The sequence below is a fragment of the Mycobacterium sp. NGS35 genome, from assembly GCF_059812855.1.
Window position 1 is genome coordinate 149,138 of the sequence record NZ_JCALDL010000011.1, and the last position, 16,275, is coordinate 165,412.

Genomic DNA, 16,275 nt, shown 5'->3' on the forward strand with positions numbered 1-16,275 from the left:
GTGCGGCCGTTGCCCTCCGAGTTGGCGCGGGTTCACATGGTCGGCATCGGCGGGGCAGGGATGTCCGGGATCGCGCGCATCCTGCTCGACCGCGGTGCCGCGGTGTCGGGTTCGGACGCCAAGGAGTCGCGCGCGGTGCTCGCGCTGCGGGCCCGCGGTGCCGAGGTCCGCATCGGCCACGACCCGGCGTCGCTGGACCTGCTGCCGGGCGGGCCCACCATGGTGATCACCACGCACGCGGCGATTCCGAAGGACAACCCGGAACTCGTCGAGGCGCGCCGGCGCGGCATTGGGGTGGTGTTGCGGCCGAAGGTGCTGGCCAAGCTCATGGACGGCTACCGCACAGTGATGGTCACGGGCACGCACGGCAAGACGTCGACCACGTCGATGCTGATCGTCGCGCTGCAGCACTGCGGGCTGGACCCGTCGTTCGCTGTCGGCGGCGACTTGGGGGAGGCCGGCACCAATGCGCATCACGGCAGCGGCGACTACTTCGTCGCCGAGGCCGACGAAAGCGACGGCTCGCTTCTGGAGTACACGCCCGACGTCGCGGTGGTGACCAACATCGACGTGGACCACCTCGACTTCTTCGGCAGCGCGCAGGCCTACACCAAGGTGTTCGACGACTTCGCCGACCGCGTTGCGCCCGGCGGCGCGCTTGTGGTGTGCGTCGACGACCCGGGTGCGGCGGCGCTGGCCGAGCGGGCGGCGGACAAGGGAGTTCGGGTGCTGCGCTACGGCAGTGACGCTTCGTTGCCGCTGGCCGGGCAGTTGCTGTCCTGGGAGCAGCAGGGCACCGGCGCTGTCGCTCAGGTGCAGCTGGCCGGTGAGTCGCGGCGCAGGGTGATGCGGCTGTCGGTGCCCGGGCGGCACATGGCGCTCAATGCGCTGGGTGCGCTGGTGGCGGCAGTCGACGCCGGCGCGGAACCCGAGTGCGTGCTCGACGGGCTCGCCGGTTTCGAGGGAGTACGCCGCCGGTTCGACCTGGTGGGCGTCGCCGACTCGGTCCGGGTGTTCGACGACTACGCGCACCATCCCACCGAAATCCGCGCGACGCTGGCGGCGGTGCGTGCGCTGATCGAGCAGGCACCGCGCGCCGCCGACCGCAGCGGCCGCGCGATCGCGGTGTTTCAGCCCCATTTGTATTCGCGCACTGAGCTTTTCGCGCGGGAGTTCGGTGCCGCGCTCGACGACGCGGACCTGGTGTTCGTGCTCGACGTCTACGGCGCGCGAGAGCAGCCCCGGGCCGGAGTCAGCGGGGCGATGGTCGCCGAGCACGTCAGCGTCCCCGTGTCCTACGTGCCGGATTTCGCGGCGGCGCCTGATCGGGTGGCAGAGGCGGCGCGGCCCGGCGACGTGGTGGTCACGATGGGCGCCGGCGACATCACGATGCTGGGGCCGGAGATCGTGAACTCGTTGCACGTCAAGGCCAACCGCAGCGCGCCTCGCCGCTCCGGGGTGAGCGGATGACCGAGCCTCTGCTGGAAGAGGGACCGCGGCGACGTGCCCGCCGGGAGCGCGAGCAGCGTCGCGCCGCGGCAGCCCGGGCGCGGGCGATCGAGGACGCGCGCCGCGAGGCCAAGCGCAAAGTCACCGCCACGGCCACTGCCTCTCAACCGCCCCGGCGCGGCGTGGTCCGGGGGCTCAAGGTGCTGGTATGGGCGGTGGTCATCACCGTCATCTCAGTCGGCCTCGGATTGGTGTTGTACTTCACGCCGCTGATGTCGGTGCGCAATCTGAATATCGATGGCCTGCAGGTGATTTCGCGCGAGGAAGTGGTCGCGGCGGTGGCAATACCGCACGGCACGCCGCTGCTCCAGGTCGACACCGGCAAGGTCGCGAACCGCGTGGCGACTATCAGCCGGGTGGCCTCGGTACGCGTGCAGCGCGAGTATCCGTCGTCGTTGCGAGTCACGGTGGTGGAGCGAATCCCGGTGGCGGTCAAGGACATGCCGGACGGCACGCATCTCTTCGACCGTGACGGCGTGGATTTCGCCACCGCGCCGCCGCCGCCGGGTGTGCCGTACCTCGACGTCGACCATCCGGGTCCCAGCGATCCGCCCACGAAGGCCGCGCTGGCCGTGCTTACTGCACTGCGGCCCGAGGTTGCCGGGCAGGTGGGACGTATCGCCGCGCCGTCGGTCGCCTCCATCACGCTCACACTTGCCGACGGGCGCGTGGTGATCTGGGGGACCAACGACCGCACCGACGAGAAGGCCGAGAAACTGGCGGCCTTGCTGACCCGGCCAGGCCACACCTACGACGTGTCGAGCCCCGACCTGCCGACGGTCAAATAGAAATTCCTGCTTTCGAATCGGCGCGCCTGCGCGGATAGCGCGGCATGCGGCCATACCGTTCTGGTTGCGCGGAACTACTTGACATAACTCTAAGCCTCTGGTTGAGGTTGAGGGTTGGGAGGAAGGCTATTGATGACCCCCCCGCATAACTACCTCGCCGTCATCAAAGTCGTCGGCATCGGCGGCGGCGGCGTGAACGCCGTCAACCGGATGATCGAGCAAGGCCTCAAGGGCGTGGAGTTCATCGCCATCAACACCGACGCGCAAGCGCTGCTGATGAGCGATGCCGACGTCAAGCTCGATGTCGGTCGCGACTCGACCCGAGGACTCGGCGCGGGCGCCGACCCGGAAGTCGGGCGCCGGGCCGCCGAAGACGCCAAGGACGAGATCGAAGAGCTGCTTCGCGGCGCCGACATGGTGTTCGTCACCGCCGGCGAGGGCGGCGGGACCGGCACCGGCGGCGCCCCCGTCGTCGCCAGCATCGCTCGCAAACTCGGTGCGCTCACCGTCGGCGTCGTCACCCGGCCGTTCTCGTTCGAGGGCAAGCGCCGCGGCGCGCAGGCCGAGGGCGGGATCGCCGCGCTGCGGGAGAGCTGCGACACGCTGATCGTGATCCCCAACGACCGGCTGCTGCAGATGGGCGACGCGCACGTGTCGCTGATGGATGCGTTCCGCAGCGCCGACGAGGTGCTGCTCAACGGCGTGCAGGGGATCACCGACCTCATCACCACGCCGGGGCTCATCAACGTCGACTTCGCCGACGTCAAAGGCATCATGAGCGGCGCTGGCACCGCGCTGATGGGTATCGGCTCGGCCCGCGGCGACGGCCGCGCGCTCAAAGCCGCTGAGATTGCGATCAATTCGCCGCTGCTCGAGGCGTCGATGGAAGGCGCGCAGGGCGTGCTGATGTCCATCGCGGGCGGCAGCGACCTGGGGCTGTTCGAAATCAACGAGGCCGCGTCGCTGGTGCAGGAAGCCGCACATCCCGACGCCAACATCATCTTCGGCACGGTCATCGACGACTCGCTGGGCGACGAGGTGCGGGTCACCGTGATCGCCGCGGGCTTTGACGCGGTCAGCGCCAGGCACGCGAAGCCCGTGGTGGGTGCCGGTGCGAAGGTAGCGGCCGGTGCGGCCGGCAAGGTCACCTCCACGCTGTTCGAGCCCGGTGACCCGGCCGCCGTTCCCGCGCACACCAACGGTGCGACCGTGCGCATCGGCGGCGACGATGACGACGACGTCGACGTGCCGCCGTTCATGCGCCGGTAAATACTGGCTGCGTGACCATTCGGGTTCGGCGGGTGACTACTACCCGCGACGGCGGCGTTTCCGGGCCACCCTTCGACACGTTCAACCTCGGCGACCACGTCGGCGACGATCCCGAAGCGGTGGCCGCCAACAGGAAACGGCTGGCCGCGGCGATCGGGCTCGACGAGGACCGGCTGATCTGGATGAATCAGGTACACGGCGATCGGGTGACGCGTGTCGACGGGCCGCGGGACAGGCCGGTCGACGACACCGACGCGCTGCTGACGACGACACTACGGCTGGCGCTGGCGGTGGTGACGGCCGACTGTGTCCCGGTGCTGATGGCAGATGCGCGCGCCGGCGTGGTGGCGGCCGTGCATGCCGGCCGGGTCGGCGCCCAGCGCGGTGTGGTGGCACGCACGCTGGAGGCGATGCAGGCTGCGGGCGCTCACCCCGACGACATCTCGGCGCTGCTGGGCCCCGCCGTCAGCGGCGCCAACTACGAGGTGCCCGAGGAGATGGCCGCCGAGGTCGAAGCCGCGCTGCCCGGTAGCCGCACCACCAGCCGGCGCGGCACTGCGGCATTGGACCTGCGGGCCGGAATTGCTCGTCAGCTCAGCGCTTTGGGGGTGAAGGCGATCGACATCGACCCGCGCTGCACGGTCGACGACCCGAAGCTGTTCAGTCACCGCAGACAAGCGACGACAGGTCGGCTCGCCTCCGTCATATGGATGGAATGACCGAACGCCAAGAGCAATTGGCGCGCTCGTTGGCGGCCGTGCGCCAGCGGATCGACCACGCCGCCGCGGCGGCGGGCCGCGACCCGGCCGACGTCGACCTGCTGCCGGTCACCAAGTTCTTCCCCGCCTCTGACGTCGCGATCTTGGCCCGGCTCGGCTGCCGCGCCGTCGGCGAATCCCGCGACCAGGAGGCCGCGGCGAAGGCTGCCGAGGTCGCCCAGCTCGTCGACGAAGACGTGCACTGGCACATGGTCGGGCGGATTCAGCGCAACAAGGCCCGCTCGATCGCCCGCTGGGCCGACACCGTGCACTCCGTCGACACCATTCGACTCGTCGAGGCGTTGGACCGCGCCGTCAGCGGGCCGCCGCTGCGGGTGTTTGTGCAGGTCAGCCTCGACGGTGATCCGCAGCGCGGCGGGGTGGACGTACGCCGGCCTGAGCTCGTGGACGACGTGTGCGACGCGGTGGCTTCCGCGGCGGGCCTGTCGCTGGTCGGGTTGATGGCCGTACCGCCGCTGGGCTGGGATCCGGAGCGGGCGTTCGCGCGGTTGCACACCGAGCATCAGCGGGTACTTCGCGCCCATCCGCAAGCCTCAGGCCTGTCGGCTGGCATGTCCGACGACTTGGAGGCTGCCGTGAAACACGGTTCCACCTGTGTGCGTGTCGGTACCGCGTTGTTGGGACCGCGGCCTTTATCGTCACCTGCAGTAGTCACTCCTGTCACACCAACATCAAGTAGTCGTCAACCACGAGCCTCCCGAAAGGGTCACCGATGAGTACGCTTCACAAGGTCAAGGCCTACTTCGGCATGGCGCCGATGGAGGACTACGACGACGAGTACTACGACGACGAGGACCGCGGACGCAGCTATCCGCGCCGGCCGCATTCGGAGAGGTTCGGCGACGACGGCTATGACCGCCCGAGTCGTCGCTACGAAGCTCGCGATCGCGACTACGACGATCGCGACGCGGACGACTACGCGCCGTCGTACCGCGGCTACGACGAGCCGCGGTTCCGGCCGCGCGAATTCGACCGGCCGCCGGAAATGGGTCGCTCGCGGTTCGGTGCGCTGCGTGGCGCTACCCGCGGCTCGCTGGCGATGGACCCCCGTCGGATGGCCGAGCTGTTCGAGGCCGGCAGCCCCTTGTCGAAAATCACCACGCTGCGGCCGAAGGACTACAGCGAGGCACGCACCATCGGGGAGAGGTTCCGTGACGGCACCCCGGTGATCATGGACCTCGTGTCGATGGACAACGCCGACGCCAAGCGGCTGGTGGATTTCGCCGCCGGCCTGGCGTTCGCGCTGCGCGGTTCCTTCGACAAGGTGGCCACCAAAGTGTTCCTGCTGTCGCCGGCAGACGTCGACGTCAGCGCTGAGGAACGCCGGCGCATCGCTGAGGCGGGCTTTTACGCCTACCAGTGAGCCATCGGTAGGCTGACAGCGCTCCCTATTCGGGGGGCGCTGTCGTCTACGTCTCTAGTGAGGTCGGGCCTGTTGCGGCTGTTCTTCGACATTTTGGGCTTCGCGCTGTTCTTATTCTGGCTGCTGCTGATCGCCCGCGTGGTCATCGAATTCATTCGCTCGTTCAGCCGGGACTGGAGGCCGCGGGGTGTCACGGTGGTGATCCTCGAAATCATTCTGACGGTCACCGATCCGCCGGTAAAGCTGTTGCGGCGCATCATTCCTCAGCTCACCGTCGGCGCGGTCCGCTTCGACCTTTCGATCATGGTCCTGCTGCTGGTCGCCTTCATTGGAATGAACCTGGCGTTCAATGCCGGCGCCTAAAACATGGCGCGCCGCAGAGATTGAAATTCCTTCTTAATTATTATCCTCGCCTGCAACCGGCGGTTCTGATGTGACAGGATGGACGGCAGTTACAGTCCGGGCACCGACCACGGTCTACACTCCTAGATCAGCTTCGACCGTCCAGAACTTTGAGGGGGCAGAAAATGCCGCTAACGCCCGCCGACGTGCACAACGTCGCATTCAGCAAGCCGCCTATCGGCAAACGCGGCTACAACGAGGACGAGGTCGACGCGTTCCTCGATCTCGTCGAGGCCGAGCTTACGCGACTGATCGAGGAGAACACGGATCTGCGCCAGCGGGTCGGCGAGCTCGAGCAAGAGCTGGCCGGCGCGCGGTCTGGCAACGGCGCGGCCACCACTCAGGCCATTCCGCTGTATGAGCAGCAGCAGCCCGAGCCCCAGCAGCCCGCCTACGAGGCACCGCAGCCCGCGTACGAGGCGCCGCCCACGCCGGCCGCTGCGCCCGGCCCCGTCGACGAAGAGTCCCACATCAAGGCCGCCCGCGTGCTGGCCTTGGCCCAGGACACCGCCGACCGGCTGACCAGCACCGCTAAGGCGGAGGCCGACAAGCTGCTCGCCGACGCCCGCGCCAACGCCGACCAGATCCTTTCGGAGGCCCGGCGCGAGGCCGAGACCACGGTCACCGAGGCGCGCCAGCGCGCCGAGGCGATGCTCGCAGACGCGCAGATGCGCTCGGAGACCCAGCTGCGCCAAGCCCAGGAGAAGGCCGACGCGTTGCAGGCCGATGCCGAACGCAAGCACTCGGAGATCATGGGAACCATCAACCAGCAGCGCACGGTGCTGGAAGGACGGCTCGAGCAGTTGCGCACGTTCGAGCGTGAATACCGCACCCGGCTCAAGACGTACCTGGAGTCGCAGCTGGAGGAACTGGGTCAGCGCGGCTCCGCCGCTCCCGTCGACTCGAGCGCCAACAGCGACAGCGGCGCGTTCAATCAGTACAACAGGGGCAACTAGCCCCGAGGCTGATCAATGCTGATCGTCGCACTGGTCATGGCCGTGATCGGCCTTGCCGCCTTGGTGACTGCGGTCGTCACCAGCAACGAGGTGATCGCGTGGGTGTGCATCGGAGCCAGTGTGATCGGCGTGATCCTGCTCATCGTGGATGCCGTGCGCGAGCGGCAGAAACGCGACACCACGCTTGCCGCGGACTCCGCAGAGGAGACTCCGAAAGAGGCCCCGGAGGAGTCCCCGGCCGAGGCGCAGGAGTTCGACGAGGAATACCCCGACGAAGAGCGTGCCGGCGACGAGAAGGCGCCGGTGGCCGAGGAAGACAAGACCGAGCGCTGACCTCAGCAGGTCGGGGTGGCCAGAAGCTTGCGCACTTCGTCGTCTGAGGTCTGGCTGAAGTTGCGGTAGTACTCGCCGACCGCCATGAACGACGGCGGTGTGGCCACACACACCACGTCGTCGGCGGCTTCGGCCAGCTGCCGGCATGCTGTTGGCGGCGCCACCGGAACCGCGACGACGATCTTCGCCGGGTTTGCGGCGCGCACGGCCCGCACGGCGGCCAGCATGCTTGCGCCGGTGGCGATCCCGTCGTCAACCAGAATGACCGTCTGGCCCGCCAAGTCGATCGGCGGTCGGCCGCCCCGGTAGGCGCTCTCCCGGCGCGTCAGTTCGGCGCTTTCCCGCTCGATCACCTGCTGCAGCTGCTCTTCGCTGATGTGCAAGCTGCGCACCACCTCGTCGTTGAGCACCACCAGCCCGCCGCTGGCCAGCGCACCGACGGCCAGTTCCTCCCAGCGCGGTGCGCCGAGCTTGCGGACGACGAACACGTCGAGCGGCGCGTGCAGGGCGGCGGCCACTTCCCATGCGACGGGCACGCCGCCGCGCGGCAAACCCAGCACCAAGAGATCGGGTGTGCCGTGGTAGGTCGTGAGCGCGGCGGCCAGGGCGCGCCCGGCTTCACGGCGGTCGGCGTAGGGTGTGCCGGCGCCGCGGGTCAGGCCAGAAAATCGTCGCATTGCGATCCTCCGCGTCCTAGTGTCCTCTCGATCGGGGCCCGCGTGCCACAGTGGAGGAGTGTTCATCGCCGTCGTCGTGGTGGCGACCGTCCACTTCATGTTCCTCGCCTACCTCGTCGTCGGCGGTTTCCTGGCGCTGCGGTGGCCGCGCACGATCGCGCTGCACGTGCTCACGGTGTTGTGGGGATTGGGCAGTGTCCTGCTGCACTTCCCTTGTCCACTGACCGACGCCGAGCGATGGGCGCGTGCGCATGCCGGTATGGCGCAGCTGCCGTCTGCGGGCTTCATCGACCACTACATCGCCGGGGTGCTCTACCCAGCTGGCGCGGCGGTGCTTGTCCAGGCGACGGTGTTCATGCTGGTGCTTGTGTCATGGGTGTTGTTCGCGGCGGCGGTGCCGAACCGGAGGCGGGCGACGAGATCGTCCTCGGCGGGTTCTTCCAGGCGACCCCTAAGCCGCCGACAACGGGATGAATGACAGCATGTTTCGGTTACGAATCATCTTGTGCCATAACCGTTTTCATACGTCACCGAGTTCGGCATGATCAACGTCGCATTCTTGGTGAAGCAACGACCCGCACGTGTCACCCCTTGCCGACGAATACTCCCGTGCTGATCCCGCCCAGTGGGCGGTTGACGCCTTGGCGGCCAAAAGCCCAGCCTAAGAACAGAGCCGCTGCAGCCAGACCCAGATGCAGCCAGTTATCTGCGTCGTTCACTGGAACCAGGTTCGCCGAACTTTCGCGGTCGACAAGCATGCCGTAGACGAACAGGGCGGCGTACACCAGGCCGGTGCCAATGAGATACACACGGGCACCGTTGAACGTTCGAGCCATCACAATCCCGAGAATGCCAAACGCCAAGTGAATCACGTTGTGTAGCACCGAAACATCGAACACACCAAGAAGTTTCGCGTTCGAGGCATGTCCCGCCCAGGTCATCGTGTCGTAGCCGACAGTCACTTTCGGTATGAACCCGAGGATTCCGACAAGCAGGAACACCACCGCGATCGCTAATGCGAAAACCTGGACCGTGGCCCACCGGACCTTGCGAGGCGAAATGGCCGGCGCATTAGGCGCTGACATGGCGTTCCCTTCGTCAGGCGTGTGTGAAACCGAGCAGCCCAGGAGTACCCACAGCCACCCGGACGGAAGCTAGGCAACAGAGTTATTTTGCCCCGGCATGAAATCTCTGAGCGGTACCGAGCAGGTCATCGGCGTGCCTTGCGAGCAGCAGCGCCAGGGCTGCGAACCACCGGCGTGCGACGCGACATCGTGCTGGGCCCTGCCTGTGTATGCCCGATCAGTCGTGTTTCGCCTCGTAGCGCAGCAGGACCGTGCCACCCGGGAAGGTGCGGTTCTCCAACAGTCGCAGCCGGATCCATGACGGCAGGGCCGGGAAGAACGGGATGCCGCCGCCCACGGCGGTGGGCGCGACCACGATCCGGTATTCGTCCACCAGTCCGGCCTGCACGATCGATCGGGCCAGCGTCGCGCCGGCTACCTCCAGCCTGCCGTCGGTTTCGGCTTTCAGCTTCGTCACCACCTCGACCGGGCCGCCGCGTTCCAGGCGGGAGTTCCAATCGACGGACTCCAGGGTGCGCGAGAACACGACCTTGGGCATGTCGCGCCAGATGCGGGCGAAGTCGACGATCAAAGGGGTTGCGTCCGGGGCCTTGTCGGCGGTCGGCCAGTACGCGGACATCAGTTCGTAGAGCCGGCGCCCGTAGAACGCCAGGGCGGTTTCCCGCTCGAAGTCGTTCCAGGACTGGTGCAGTTCTTCGCTCGGTTCGGACCAGCCGATGTTGCCTTGTGCATCGGCGATGTACCCGTCCACCGAAACGTTGAAGGCATAGATGAGTTTGCCCATGCAAATCAGACTGTAGTGCAGGGCAAAACTCATCGCGACGCCGATTCGCCACTATGACGTACCGCGAATTCCGGAACCTCCGCGCGGTGCAAACGCTGCTTGGGCATTCGAGCGTCGCGACGACGGAGCGGTACATCGCGGTCGGCGACGACGAACGGGCCGCAGCGATGGCTGCATAACCGGGGTAGCGTCACGCTGAGGATATACGCCGACTTGTTCGACTCGGACCTCGACGCGGTAGCGGTCAATCTGGACGCGAAATAGAAAAGTGTGTCCAAAGCGCCCGCAGACCGTCGTCGCCCTCGAAGGAAGACCGCTATCTAGCTGCGACGATGCATTTTTCGGTGTTGTGTCCGAGGGGGACTTGGCCATCTGCGACACGGGTTGCGACCTGGCGAATCGGTACTTGATCGTCGTCAGTGCTGGGGTTGACTCACTCCAATGTCCGGCGGCGGGCTAGGGGTCGAGTTGGGCGGGGGCGACTCGGCACCCGGCGGCTTGGGCTCCGTTGTGCAAGCGTCGGTCCCAAACGGCGACGATCAGGCCGGGGTCGCCGACTGCCAACGCGCTGGCCAGATGGACAGCGTCGGCTCCGCGTAAGGCATGGGCTCGGGCGAGGTGGCCGGCGTGCTGTTCAACCGTCGCGGTGAGTTCTACTGGGCGGGTGGCGGCCCAGAAGTCCTCCCAGTCACGTTCGGCGTCGGCGAGCTCGGATTCGGTTAGGTCGTGATTGCGGGCTGCTGCGGCGAGTGCGGCGCGGACTTCGGGGTAGGCCAGGCGGCTGGACAATGCGGCGTCGCAGCCGTCCCATAGAGCGGACGCCAGCGAGCTCCCTGTCTCGGTGGTGAGAAGTTTGACGAAGGCGCTGGCGTCGAAGTAGACGAGCGGCACCGGTCAGCGCCGCTGGTCGCTGACCCGGTCAGACACCGGCCGCCGCGGTCGGGGTCCGGACCGTCCCGCAGCAACGGGCCGCTGCGCGGTGGCCTTGCCAATCACGCCTTCGGCCGTGAGACGCTCCAAGGTGCCCGCGCTGTCCAGCGCAGCGAGTCGCGCGACCGGAATCCCGCGGTCGGTGATGACGACCTCACCACCAGCCCGAACTTGATTGAGCCAATCGCTGAGGTGCGCGCGCAACTCGGTCACGGATACCTCCATACCGTGAACTGTACACTCACTGAGCCGTGATTTGTACATGTCACTACTGAGCGCGGCAACGACGACCTGAGAGATTGACCTGCGCAAGCCTGAGGCGAGGTGGCAACGGGCCGATACACCGATTCGTCCGCGGTGCTGGCGACGCCGGGACGGTCGATGTCATGGTGGTTGGTCGCCTTTCGTCCAAGCTGCATCCGAAGGTGTTGCGGCGGAAGGTGTTTGCCGTCCCCGGTGGGACTTCGTCCCAGCTGGCGTTCATGGTCAGCTGCATGGCGACGGCAGCGCCTCGGTGTCGGACGCCGGGTCTAGCTTGCAGCAACGAGCTTTTGAATTCTCTGCTTGAGGTGCTGTGTGCGGTGACTGCTGGTGATCGCATTCATTGGCGTCCTGTTGCCAGCGACCCGATTCAACAACTCTCCCAGTAGTAACAGTTGGCCTGAGTCGCCAAGCACCTCGATATCCCTTGGATCGTATTCATATGACGGAGCGTGCTTCAAGCTGGTGTAGGCGTCCCAGAACAGTTGGCTCCACTTGTTTAGGTCACCGACGAAGTCTGAAAAAGCCGGACCAACGTGGCGCCCGATCGACATTGGTAGCGGTTCTTTCGTCTTCTTTCGTAGGCGACGCGGTTGCGCCCAGGCTCGCCCTAGCTTTTTGTGGAGGTTGGTCCAGTACTCCATCCCGACAGCCAGTTCGATTAGATGGACCTCTATGCCGGTGCGGCCGTACCTGTATGTGTTCGTAATCGGACCCGTCGCACGCCCGTGTTCGTGGTCAAGACGGATCCAGTTGCGGAGCCCTTTAACGCCGCCGATGTGACCGAGGTAGAACAACGGGACCTCCGTCATCGACTTCGGGCTCGTTATACCGCCTTGGCGCGGCAGCGCCATCAGTCGAGAGTTCCAAAGTGTGGCAGAGCCGCGGGGGCTGCCGTCGTCTTCGATCTTGAAGTCAACCCTCGCTTGCTCCGCTGGCACGAATCCGTCGTGGGCGAGATTGATCAGATCTTGGACGGCCAGCAGCGGCACAAGGTGGTCGTGCCACTTCCGCGGTATGCGGCTTGTTGTCCCCACCACGAGCGGCGCATTGATCGTTCGCCGGTCGTCAGGGCCGTCGACGTGCCAGGTCGACTGCAGCTTCAAGTTGAAACCGGGCCTGATGTCCAATTCAAGAGGATCCACCTCAACCGTTTCGGCCTGGTATTGCTTCCCCCGATTACCGCTGGGAGGAACGATTCCCTCGCGAATGCTGGTTAGCCCCGCCCATCTGGTCACCTGTGGAATCTCAAGCTCGACGGCGAGAAACTTGTCATCCTTGAGCGCCGCAAGGGGCACGTTCACTATCACACCGCGTGTCCGAACAGTTTGGGTGGAAGCTCGTTCCCCCATCACGTTCGACTGCGAGATGCCGGCGATATCGAAGAAGATCGAACGGGTCACGTTCGTCATCGCGTAGATCGTGTCTGGCAGAGCAAGTCGCTCGCGGTTTGTGCCGAACTCGCTGTTGTACTGGCGAGTGCGCAAAGTGCCGATGTGGAATAGGTCGTCCTCGGCTAGCCGCACGTAGCCATCTGCTGCCTTGTCGAGGTTGTACACATCGCCGAAATTCATCCAGAAATGGCCGAGTGTCCCATCCATCGTTTCACGCAGTCGATCCCCCATGACCGGATCGTTGCACCAACAGGCCGGAGGCGGCACGCGCGACACGCCACCCAACCCGGGCCGCGCGCCCCGTAGCTAACAGGCAGTACGGCGACTGGCGCGAGTTCATTCCAGGCCCAGTTGATCTGCCATGTTCTGGGGGTTGTTCCACAGACGTTGCATCGCTGCCAGCTCTTCGGGGTCGAGAGGGATTTCTCCGAACATGGCGTAAAGTGTTGTGTCCCAGGGGCGTACGTGGTCATGGCGCGGCGTCAGCATCACAGCGACGGTTGCCGAAAGGCGACGCCTGTCGGGCTCGAGCGTCGTGACCCATTCGGTATGACGTAGCAGGACCCACTGTCTGAAGGCTTCATTGTGCAAGTCCGTGAATTGGTTGCACACGGCGTATCCCAGATGCAGGTCGGCGTTGCCCAATAGATAACGTCGGAAATCCCAGTGAGCTGTGCCTAACTTCACATGCGGCGCCCTGCTCATGTGCGTCAACAGTCGGCGCCCCATGACCGCGCGCTCAGCGACTGGGAGTTTGTCGAGCAGGTGCAGAATGTTGACGCGGTCGGATTCCTCGCGATCCCACGGGCTGAGCGCAATATCTTCAAGTATCTGACGGTACATCCGTGCACCGTATTCGTCTGCGGCACTGGCCGGTTCAAGAGGCAAGACCGGATGCGACGTTCGCAGTGCGGGGTCACCGGGGGAGGCAGGGATTCGTGATCCTGACACATCGTGCGGACTCTGCTCGTCGGCCAAGGCCAACTCGTAGTAATTCGCAACGTGTTCACCGGGCGCGACCTGCTCAGTGGCGATCCGGTGCATGTAGTCGACGACGGCGGTCGTAGAACGGAGATGGTTGAACAGGAAGTCCCACTCCCTCCGAAGGACAACCACATAGGGGATCGGGACGTTCTGTTCATAGGCCGACACATCGTCTGGGGGAGTGTCGTGGTCGATGACAACGACGCCCACCCATTCGATGGCGTTGCCGTCGACGGTGATCGAGCGTCCCCGCGCGTTCACATGCGGCGTGGGATCGCGCCGCACAGTCCGGACTGACCCGCTGGCTTGCCGTGCGCCTTCCCTGGCCTTCTTCGAAATCCATGCGCGCTCGCGATCAGGCTGCGCGGTCGCCTTGGTCCGCGCCTTGACTTGGACCGCAAGGCCGCGATCGCCGCACACGATAGTTCCATCGCCGACTTCTCGAGTGGCACTGCCGCGCTGGACGGTCTCAGGCTGGAAAACGAAGTCCGATAATCCCCAACGGGATGCCGAATCCCGGCTCGCGTCCTCGGCTGCTGTGCCACGCTCAAGGGATTGATCGAGTGGCTCCGCCACCGGCACGATGCGGCCATAGACTCCGTCAGGGCGCTGGATCACCATGATGAAGTCGTCGCCGGCGCGGTAGGTCGCCAAGCCGAGATCGGACCGGCGCAAACCCTCTTCGATATCCGGCGCGTCCTCGATATCCACACGTGCCCACACCGGATCTTCCTCGATCGGAACGAGGCGAAAACGCCCCTCGGTCAACGGCGCTCGTAAACCAACCGAGCGTTCCAATGCACAAATCAGTGCCTCGACCATCCGTAACAGTGCACGGCACTGGACATCGATGTTGTGGTCGGGATCCTCAGGCCAGGGTTCCACGTTGAGGATGGGATCGAAGGCAATATCGGGGTTGGCCCGAACGCCGGTCGCACCGGGCGGCGGGCGAAAAGTGGCGACCCGATGCCAATCGACAAGAACACCGTCGGGCAAGCACTGGAGGTCGCTCACAACCGCAGGCGGGTCAACTTCAACCATCGGGCTGGCCGAATGTGCCCAGAACGCAACCACAGGGCGGCCATTCTCTTCACGCATGCTGGCGAGGTTGAACAACCGCGTCAGCACCGCCTGAACTGGCTGACGGGCATCATCAGAAACGTGCCATCGGTAGTAGGGCTGGAACTGCTCGATGAGCTGGATCTGGTCGGGCCTCAACCCCGAGAGCGCACCTGAGTCGAGGAAGCCAACGAACTCAGACACTGTGCCGAAAAGGGGGAATCGGGGGAGGTGTTCACCACCGGGTGAGCGCAACGGCCGGGAAACACACTGCTCTGCAGCGAGCACAGCTTCTCGCGCGCACCCGAGCAATGCATCGGCGAACCGCCCGGCCACTTCCTCAAGAGGCTCAAGCCGGTAACCCTCATATTCGTCGATCAGAACGTCGAGGTGGCCCATCCCGTCGTCGTCGATGTAGACATTGCTTCTGAACAGCTCGCTTCTAACGAGGTTGTTCCACTCGCCCGCCATCTCACGCACAGCGTTGGTCGCAGCGTCGAGCAATGACCACGCCGAACCGAACTCACCACTTCGGAGCTCGGCCGGCGCCGGTCGCTCGATATCTTCCACCGCAGCAGGGTAACGGCGGCCACTGGCATTGGTCGGAGTCTCGGGGCCGGATCGACCGGCCCCGAGGTCGGCCGCTCCGCTAGCGGGACGTACCGGTGGTGGGCCTTGCACCTGCCTGACCGCGTGCGCAGTCGCCGCACTGTCGAGACGGCCCGGCCCCAGTGGAATCAACTGAGTGTGGAAGCCCCGATGGCCGCAATATCCGCAGCTCACTGTTGGTTCTCGATTCTTCGATGTTCGAGGACACGCGGTGTGCCCTCACTGCTTCTTTCGGGAAGACGCCGCAAGCAGAGAAGCAATGGGATCTGAGAGCCCTGCGTGGCTGTCTTACCGCAGTGGTCGTTTCAGACCTCGGGTGCGTGCACCGTGCTTTCATACACTCCGCAGCATGCACATTTTCACCGTCATCTCAACCGTCTTTGGCCTGGTCATGACCGCTTTCGGTATCTTGCTGACCATCCGCGCCAACCACAATGCGAAGAGCGCTCCTTTCGACGAACGCCAGGCAGCTCTGTGTATGGAACTGCGAGCGCGGCTCAACTCGCAGTTCCTTTTAGTGCGAGCAGTCGACAACGTGGATCGAGGCCTCCTTCCCGGAAGCCCCGTTGAGGCAGATCTAGACGAACTACGGACGTATCTGAACGCAAAGAAGCACCGGTTCATGGTGCCTACACCCGAGCAGATCGAGGTGGTCATCAAGTCGATCGGTAGCGCCCTTGCCGCGCTCGCAGTAGCGCACCACGCTCCAAGGAACGACGCCGCCTTCATCCCGCACGTGGATGAGATCAAGTACAACGTGCTGAGGTCGTGGCTCGAGAAAGCGCTCGCAGACATCAACGTGCTGCTGGACGGCCTGGCAGCGATCGAGCGGCGGCCGATGTCGGTGCGCCGACAGATCAAGCTGTTCGCGGCACTGAACCCAGAAAACCAGACGCCGATTGAGGTGTAAGCACTCCAGCTGTGCTGCCAGGTGTAAATGCCCACGGCAGCCCAACGGCGGGCGTACTGGCGGTAGGACAGATTTCGGACATCAACGCGATGCCCAATCGACGTCAGCAAATACAGAAACGCCGCCCTGGCCAAGTTCGGAGCATGTTTTCCGGCTGTGTAGCTAAGAAATTGTGTCCGAGGG

18 protein-coding genes and 1 pseudogene are annotated in these 16,275 nt (G+C 65.3%); 12 read left to right on the forward strand and 7 right to left on the reverse strand.

From position 1 onward, the window contains the following. The first annotated feature begins 36 nt into the window (after window positions 1–36). The 9 genes from murC to AC5Y4C_RS17620 all read left to right on the forward strand — a co-directional run bounded on the left by murC (window position 37) and on the right by AC5Y4C_RS17620 (window position 7,399). Entirely contained in the window at window positions 37–1,470 is a 1,434-nt protein-coding gene (murC, locus tag AC5Y4C_RS17580; RefSeq protein ID WP_499914729.1) for a UDP-N-acetylmuramate--L-alanine ligase, read from the forward strand. Continuing rightward, complete coding sequence (locus tag AC5Y4C_RS17585) at window positions 1,467–2,297, forward strand: cell division protein FtsQ/DivIB (RefSeq protein WP_499950186.1); 831 nt, start codon at window positions 1,467–1,469, stop codon at window positions 2,295–2,297. The genes murC and AC5Y4C_RS17585 overlap by 4 nt, the downstream gene beginning before the upstream one ends. A gap of 132 nt (window positions 2,298–2,429) precedes the next feature. Further along, complete coding sequence (gene ftsZ / locus AC5Y4C_RS17590; RefSeq protein WP_499911667.1) at window positions 2,430–3,566, forward strand: cell division protein FtsZ; 1,137 nt, start codon at window positions 2,430–2,432, stop codon at window positions 3,564–3,566. An 11-nt stretch (window positions 3,567–3,577) separates the two neighbouring features. Beyond that, on the forward strand, window positions 3,578–4,285 hold the full coding sequence (gene pgeF / locus AC5Y4C_RS17595) for a peptidoglycan editing factor PgeF (protein WP_499911668.1): 708 nt from the start codon (window positions 3,578–3,580) through the stop codon (window positions 4,283–4,285). After that, a complete protein-coding gene (locus tag AC5Y4C_RS17600) occupies window positions 4,273–5,061 on the forward strand; it encodes a YggS family pyridoxal phosphate-dependent enzyme (protein ID WP_499914710.1) in 789 nt (262 codons plus the stop codon). The genes pgeF and AC5Y4C_RS17600 overlap by 13 nt, the downstream gene beginning before the upstream one ends. Beyond that, the gene (locus tag AC5Y4C_RS17605) at window positions 5,058–5,708 is read left to right on the forward strand and encodes a cell division protein SepF (RefSeq protein ID WP_499911670.1); all 651 of its coding nucleotides are present in this window, start codon (window positions 5,058–5,060) and stop codon (window positions 5,706–5,708) included. The genes AC5Y4C_RS17600 and AC5Y4C_RS17605 overlap by 4 nt, the downstream gene beginning before the upstream one ends. A 72-nt stretch (window positions 5,709–5,780) precedes the next feature. After that, entirely contained in the window at window positions 5,781–6,071 is a 291-nt protein-coding gene (locus AC5Y4C_RS17610; protein WP_499911671.1) for a YggT family protein, read from the forward strand. Between the two features lie 164 nt (window positions 6,072–6,235). Next, on the forward strand, window positions 6,236–7,066 hold the full coding sequence (wag31, locus tag AC5Y4C_RS17615; protein WP_499911672.1) for a DivIVA-like cell division protein Wag31: 831 nt from the start codon (window positions 6,236–6,238) through the stop codon (window positions 7,064–7,066). 15 nt (window positions 7,067–7,081) lie between these two features. After that, on the forward strand, window positions 7,082–7,399 hold the full coding sequence (locus AC5Y4C_RS17620) for a DUF308 domain-containing protein (protein ID WP_499950193.1): 318 nt from the start codon (window positions 7,082–7,084) through the stop codon (window positions 7,397–7,399). Between the two features lie 2 nt (window positions 7,400–7,401). Here AC5Y4C_RS17620 and AC5Y4C_RS17625 read toward each other — a convergent pair whose 3' ends face one another. After that, entirely contained in the window at window positions 7,402–8,076 is a 675-nt protein-coding gene (locus AC5Y4C_RS17625; protein ID WP_499950195.1) for a phosphoribosyltransferase, read from the reverse strand. A gap of 58 nt (window positions 8,077–8,134) precedes the next feature. Here AC5Y4C_RS17625 and AC5Y4C_RS17630 point away from each other — a divergent pair, with 58 nt between their 5' ends. Next, window positions 8,135–8,554 carry a DUF2784 domain-containing protein gene (locus AC5Y4C_RS17630; RefSeq protein ID WP_499963961.1) on the forward strand — a complete coding sequence of 140 codons (420 nt, stop codon included), beginning with the start codon at window positions 8,135–8,137 and terminating at the stop codon, window positions 8,552–8,554. A 106-nt stretch (window positions 8,555–8,660) separates the two neighbouring features. On the opposite strand, the gene AC5Y4C_RS17635 is transcribed toward AC5Y4C_RS17630, so the two are convergent. Together AC5Y4C_RS17635 and AC5Y4C_RS17640 are read right to left on the reverse strand one after the other, a co-directional pair. Then, a complete protein-coding gene (locus tag AC5Y4C_RS17635) occupies window positions 8,661–9,161 on the reverse strand; it encodes a DUF4383 domain-containing protein (protein ID WP_499911676.1) in 501 nt (166 codons plus the stop codon). 217 nt (window positions 9,162–9,378) lie between these two features. Then, the gene (locus AC5Y4C_RS17640; RefSeq protein ID WP_499963963.1) at window positions 9,379–9,945 is read right to left on the reverse strand and encodes a dihydrofolate reductase family protein; all 567 of its coding nucleotides are present in this window, start codon (window positions 9,943–9,945) and stop codon (window positions 9,379–9,381) included. Between the two features lie 53 nt (window positions 9,946–9,998). On the opposite strand from AC5Y4C_RS17640, the gene AC5Y4C_RS17645 reads away from it, so the two are divergent. Next, on the forward strand, window positions 9,999–10,124 hold the full coding sequence (locus tag AC5Y4C_RS17645; RefSeq protein ID WP_499911678.1) for a hypothetical protein: 126 nt from the start codon (window positions 9,999–10,001) through the stop codon (window positions 10,122–10,124). 277 nt (window positions 10,125–10,401) lie between these two features. Here the strand turns inward: AC5Y4C_RS17645 and AC5Y4C_RS17650 are convergent, their stop codons facing one another. The 4 genes and pseudogenes from AC5Y4C_RS17650 to AC5Y4C_RS17665 all read right to left on the reverse strand — a co-directional run bounded on the left by AC5Y4C_RS17650 (window position 10,402) and on the right by AC5Y4C_RS17665 (window position 15,143). After that, window positions 10,402–10,836: a type II toxin-antitoxin system VapC family toxin gene (locus tag AC5Y4C_RS17650; protein ID WP_499963965.1), complete on the reverse strand. Its 435-nt coding sequence runs from the start codon at window positions 10,834–10,836 to the stop codon at window positions 10,402–10,404. A gap of 3 nt (window positions 10,837–10,839) precedes the next feature. Continuing rightward, a pseudogene (locus AC5Y4C_RS17655) lies at window positions 10,840–11,294 on the reverse strand (type II toxin-antitoxin system Phd/YefM family antitoxin). A 111-nt stretch (window positions 11,295–11,405) separates the two neighbouring features. Further along, window positions 11,406–12,761, reverse strand: coding sequence for an ApeA N-terminal domain 1-containing protein (locus tag AC5Y4C_RS17660; RefSeq protein WP_499963967.1), 1,356 nt, complete (start codon window positions 12,759–12,761; stop codon window positions 11,406–11,408). A 105-nt stretch (window positions 12,762–12,866) separates the two neighbouring features. Then, complete coding sequence (locus AC5Y4C_RS17665; RefSeq protein ID WP_499963969.1) at window positions 12,867–15,143, reverse strand: hypothetical protein; 2,277 nt, start codon at window positions 15,141–15,143, stop codon at window positions 12,867–12,869. A gap of 298 nt (window positions 15,144–15,441) precedes the next feature. On the opposite strand from AC5Y4C_RS17665, the gene AC5Y4C_RS17670 reads away from it, so the two are divergent. After that, window positions 15,442–16,092 carry a hypothetical protein gene (locus tag AC5Y4C_RS17670; RefSeq protein WP_499963970.1) on the forward strand — a complete coding sequence of 217 codons (651 nt, stop codon included), beginning with the start codon at window positions 15,442–15,444 and terminating at the stop codon, window positions 16,090–16,092. Window positions 16,093–16,275: the final 183 nt, after the last annotated feature.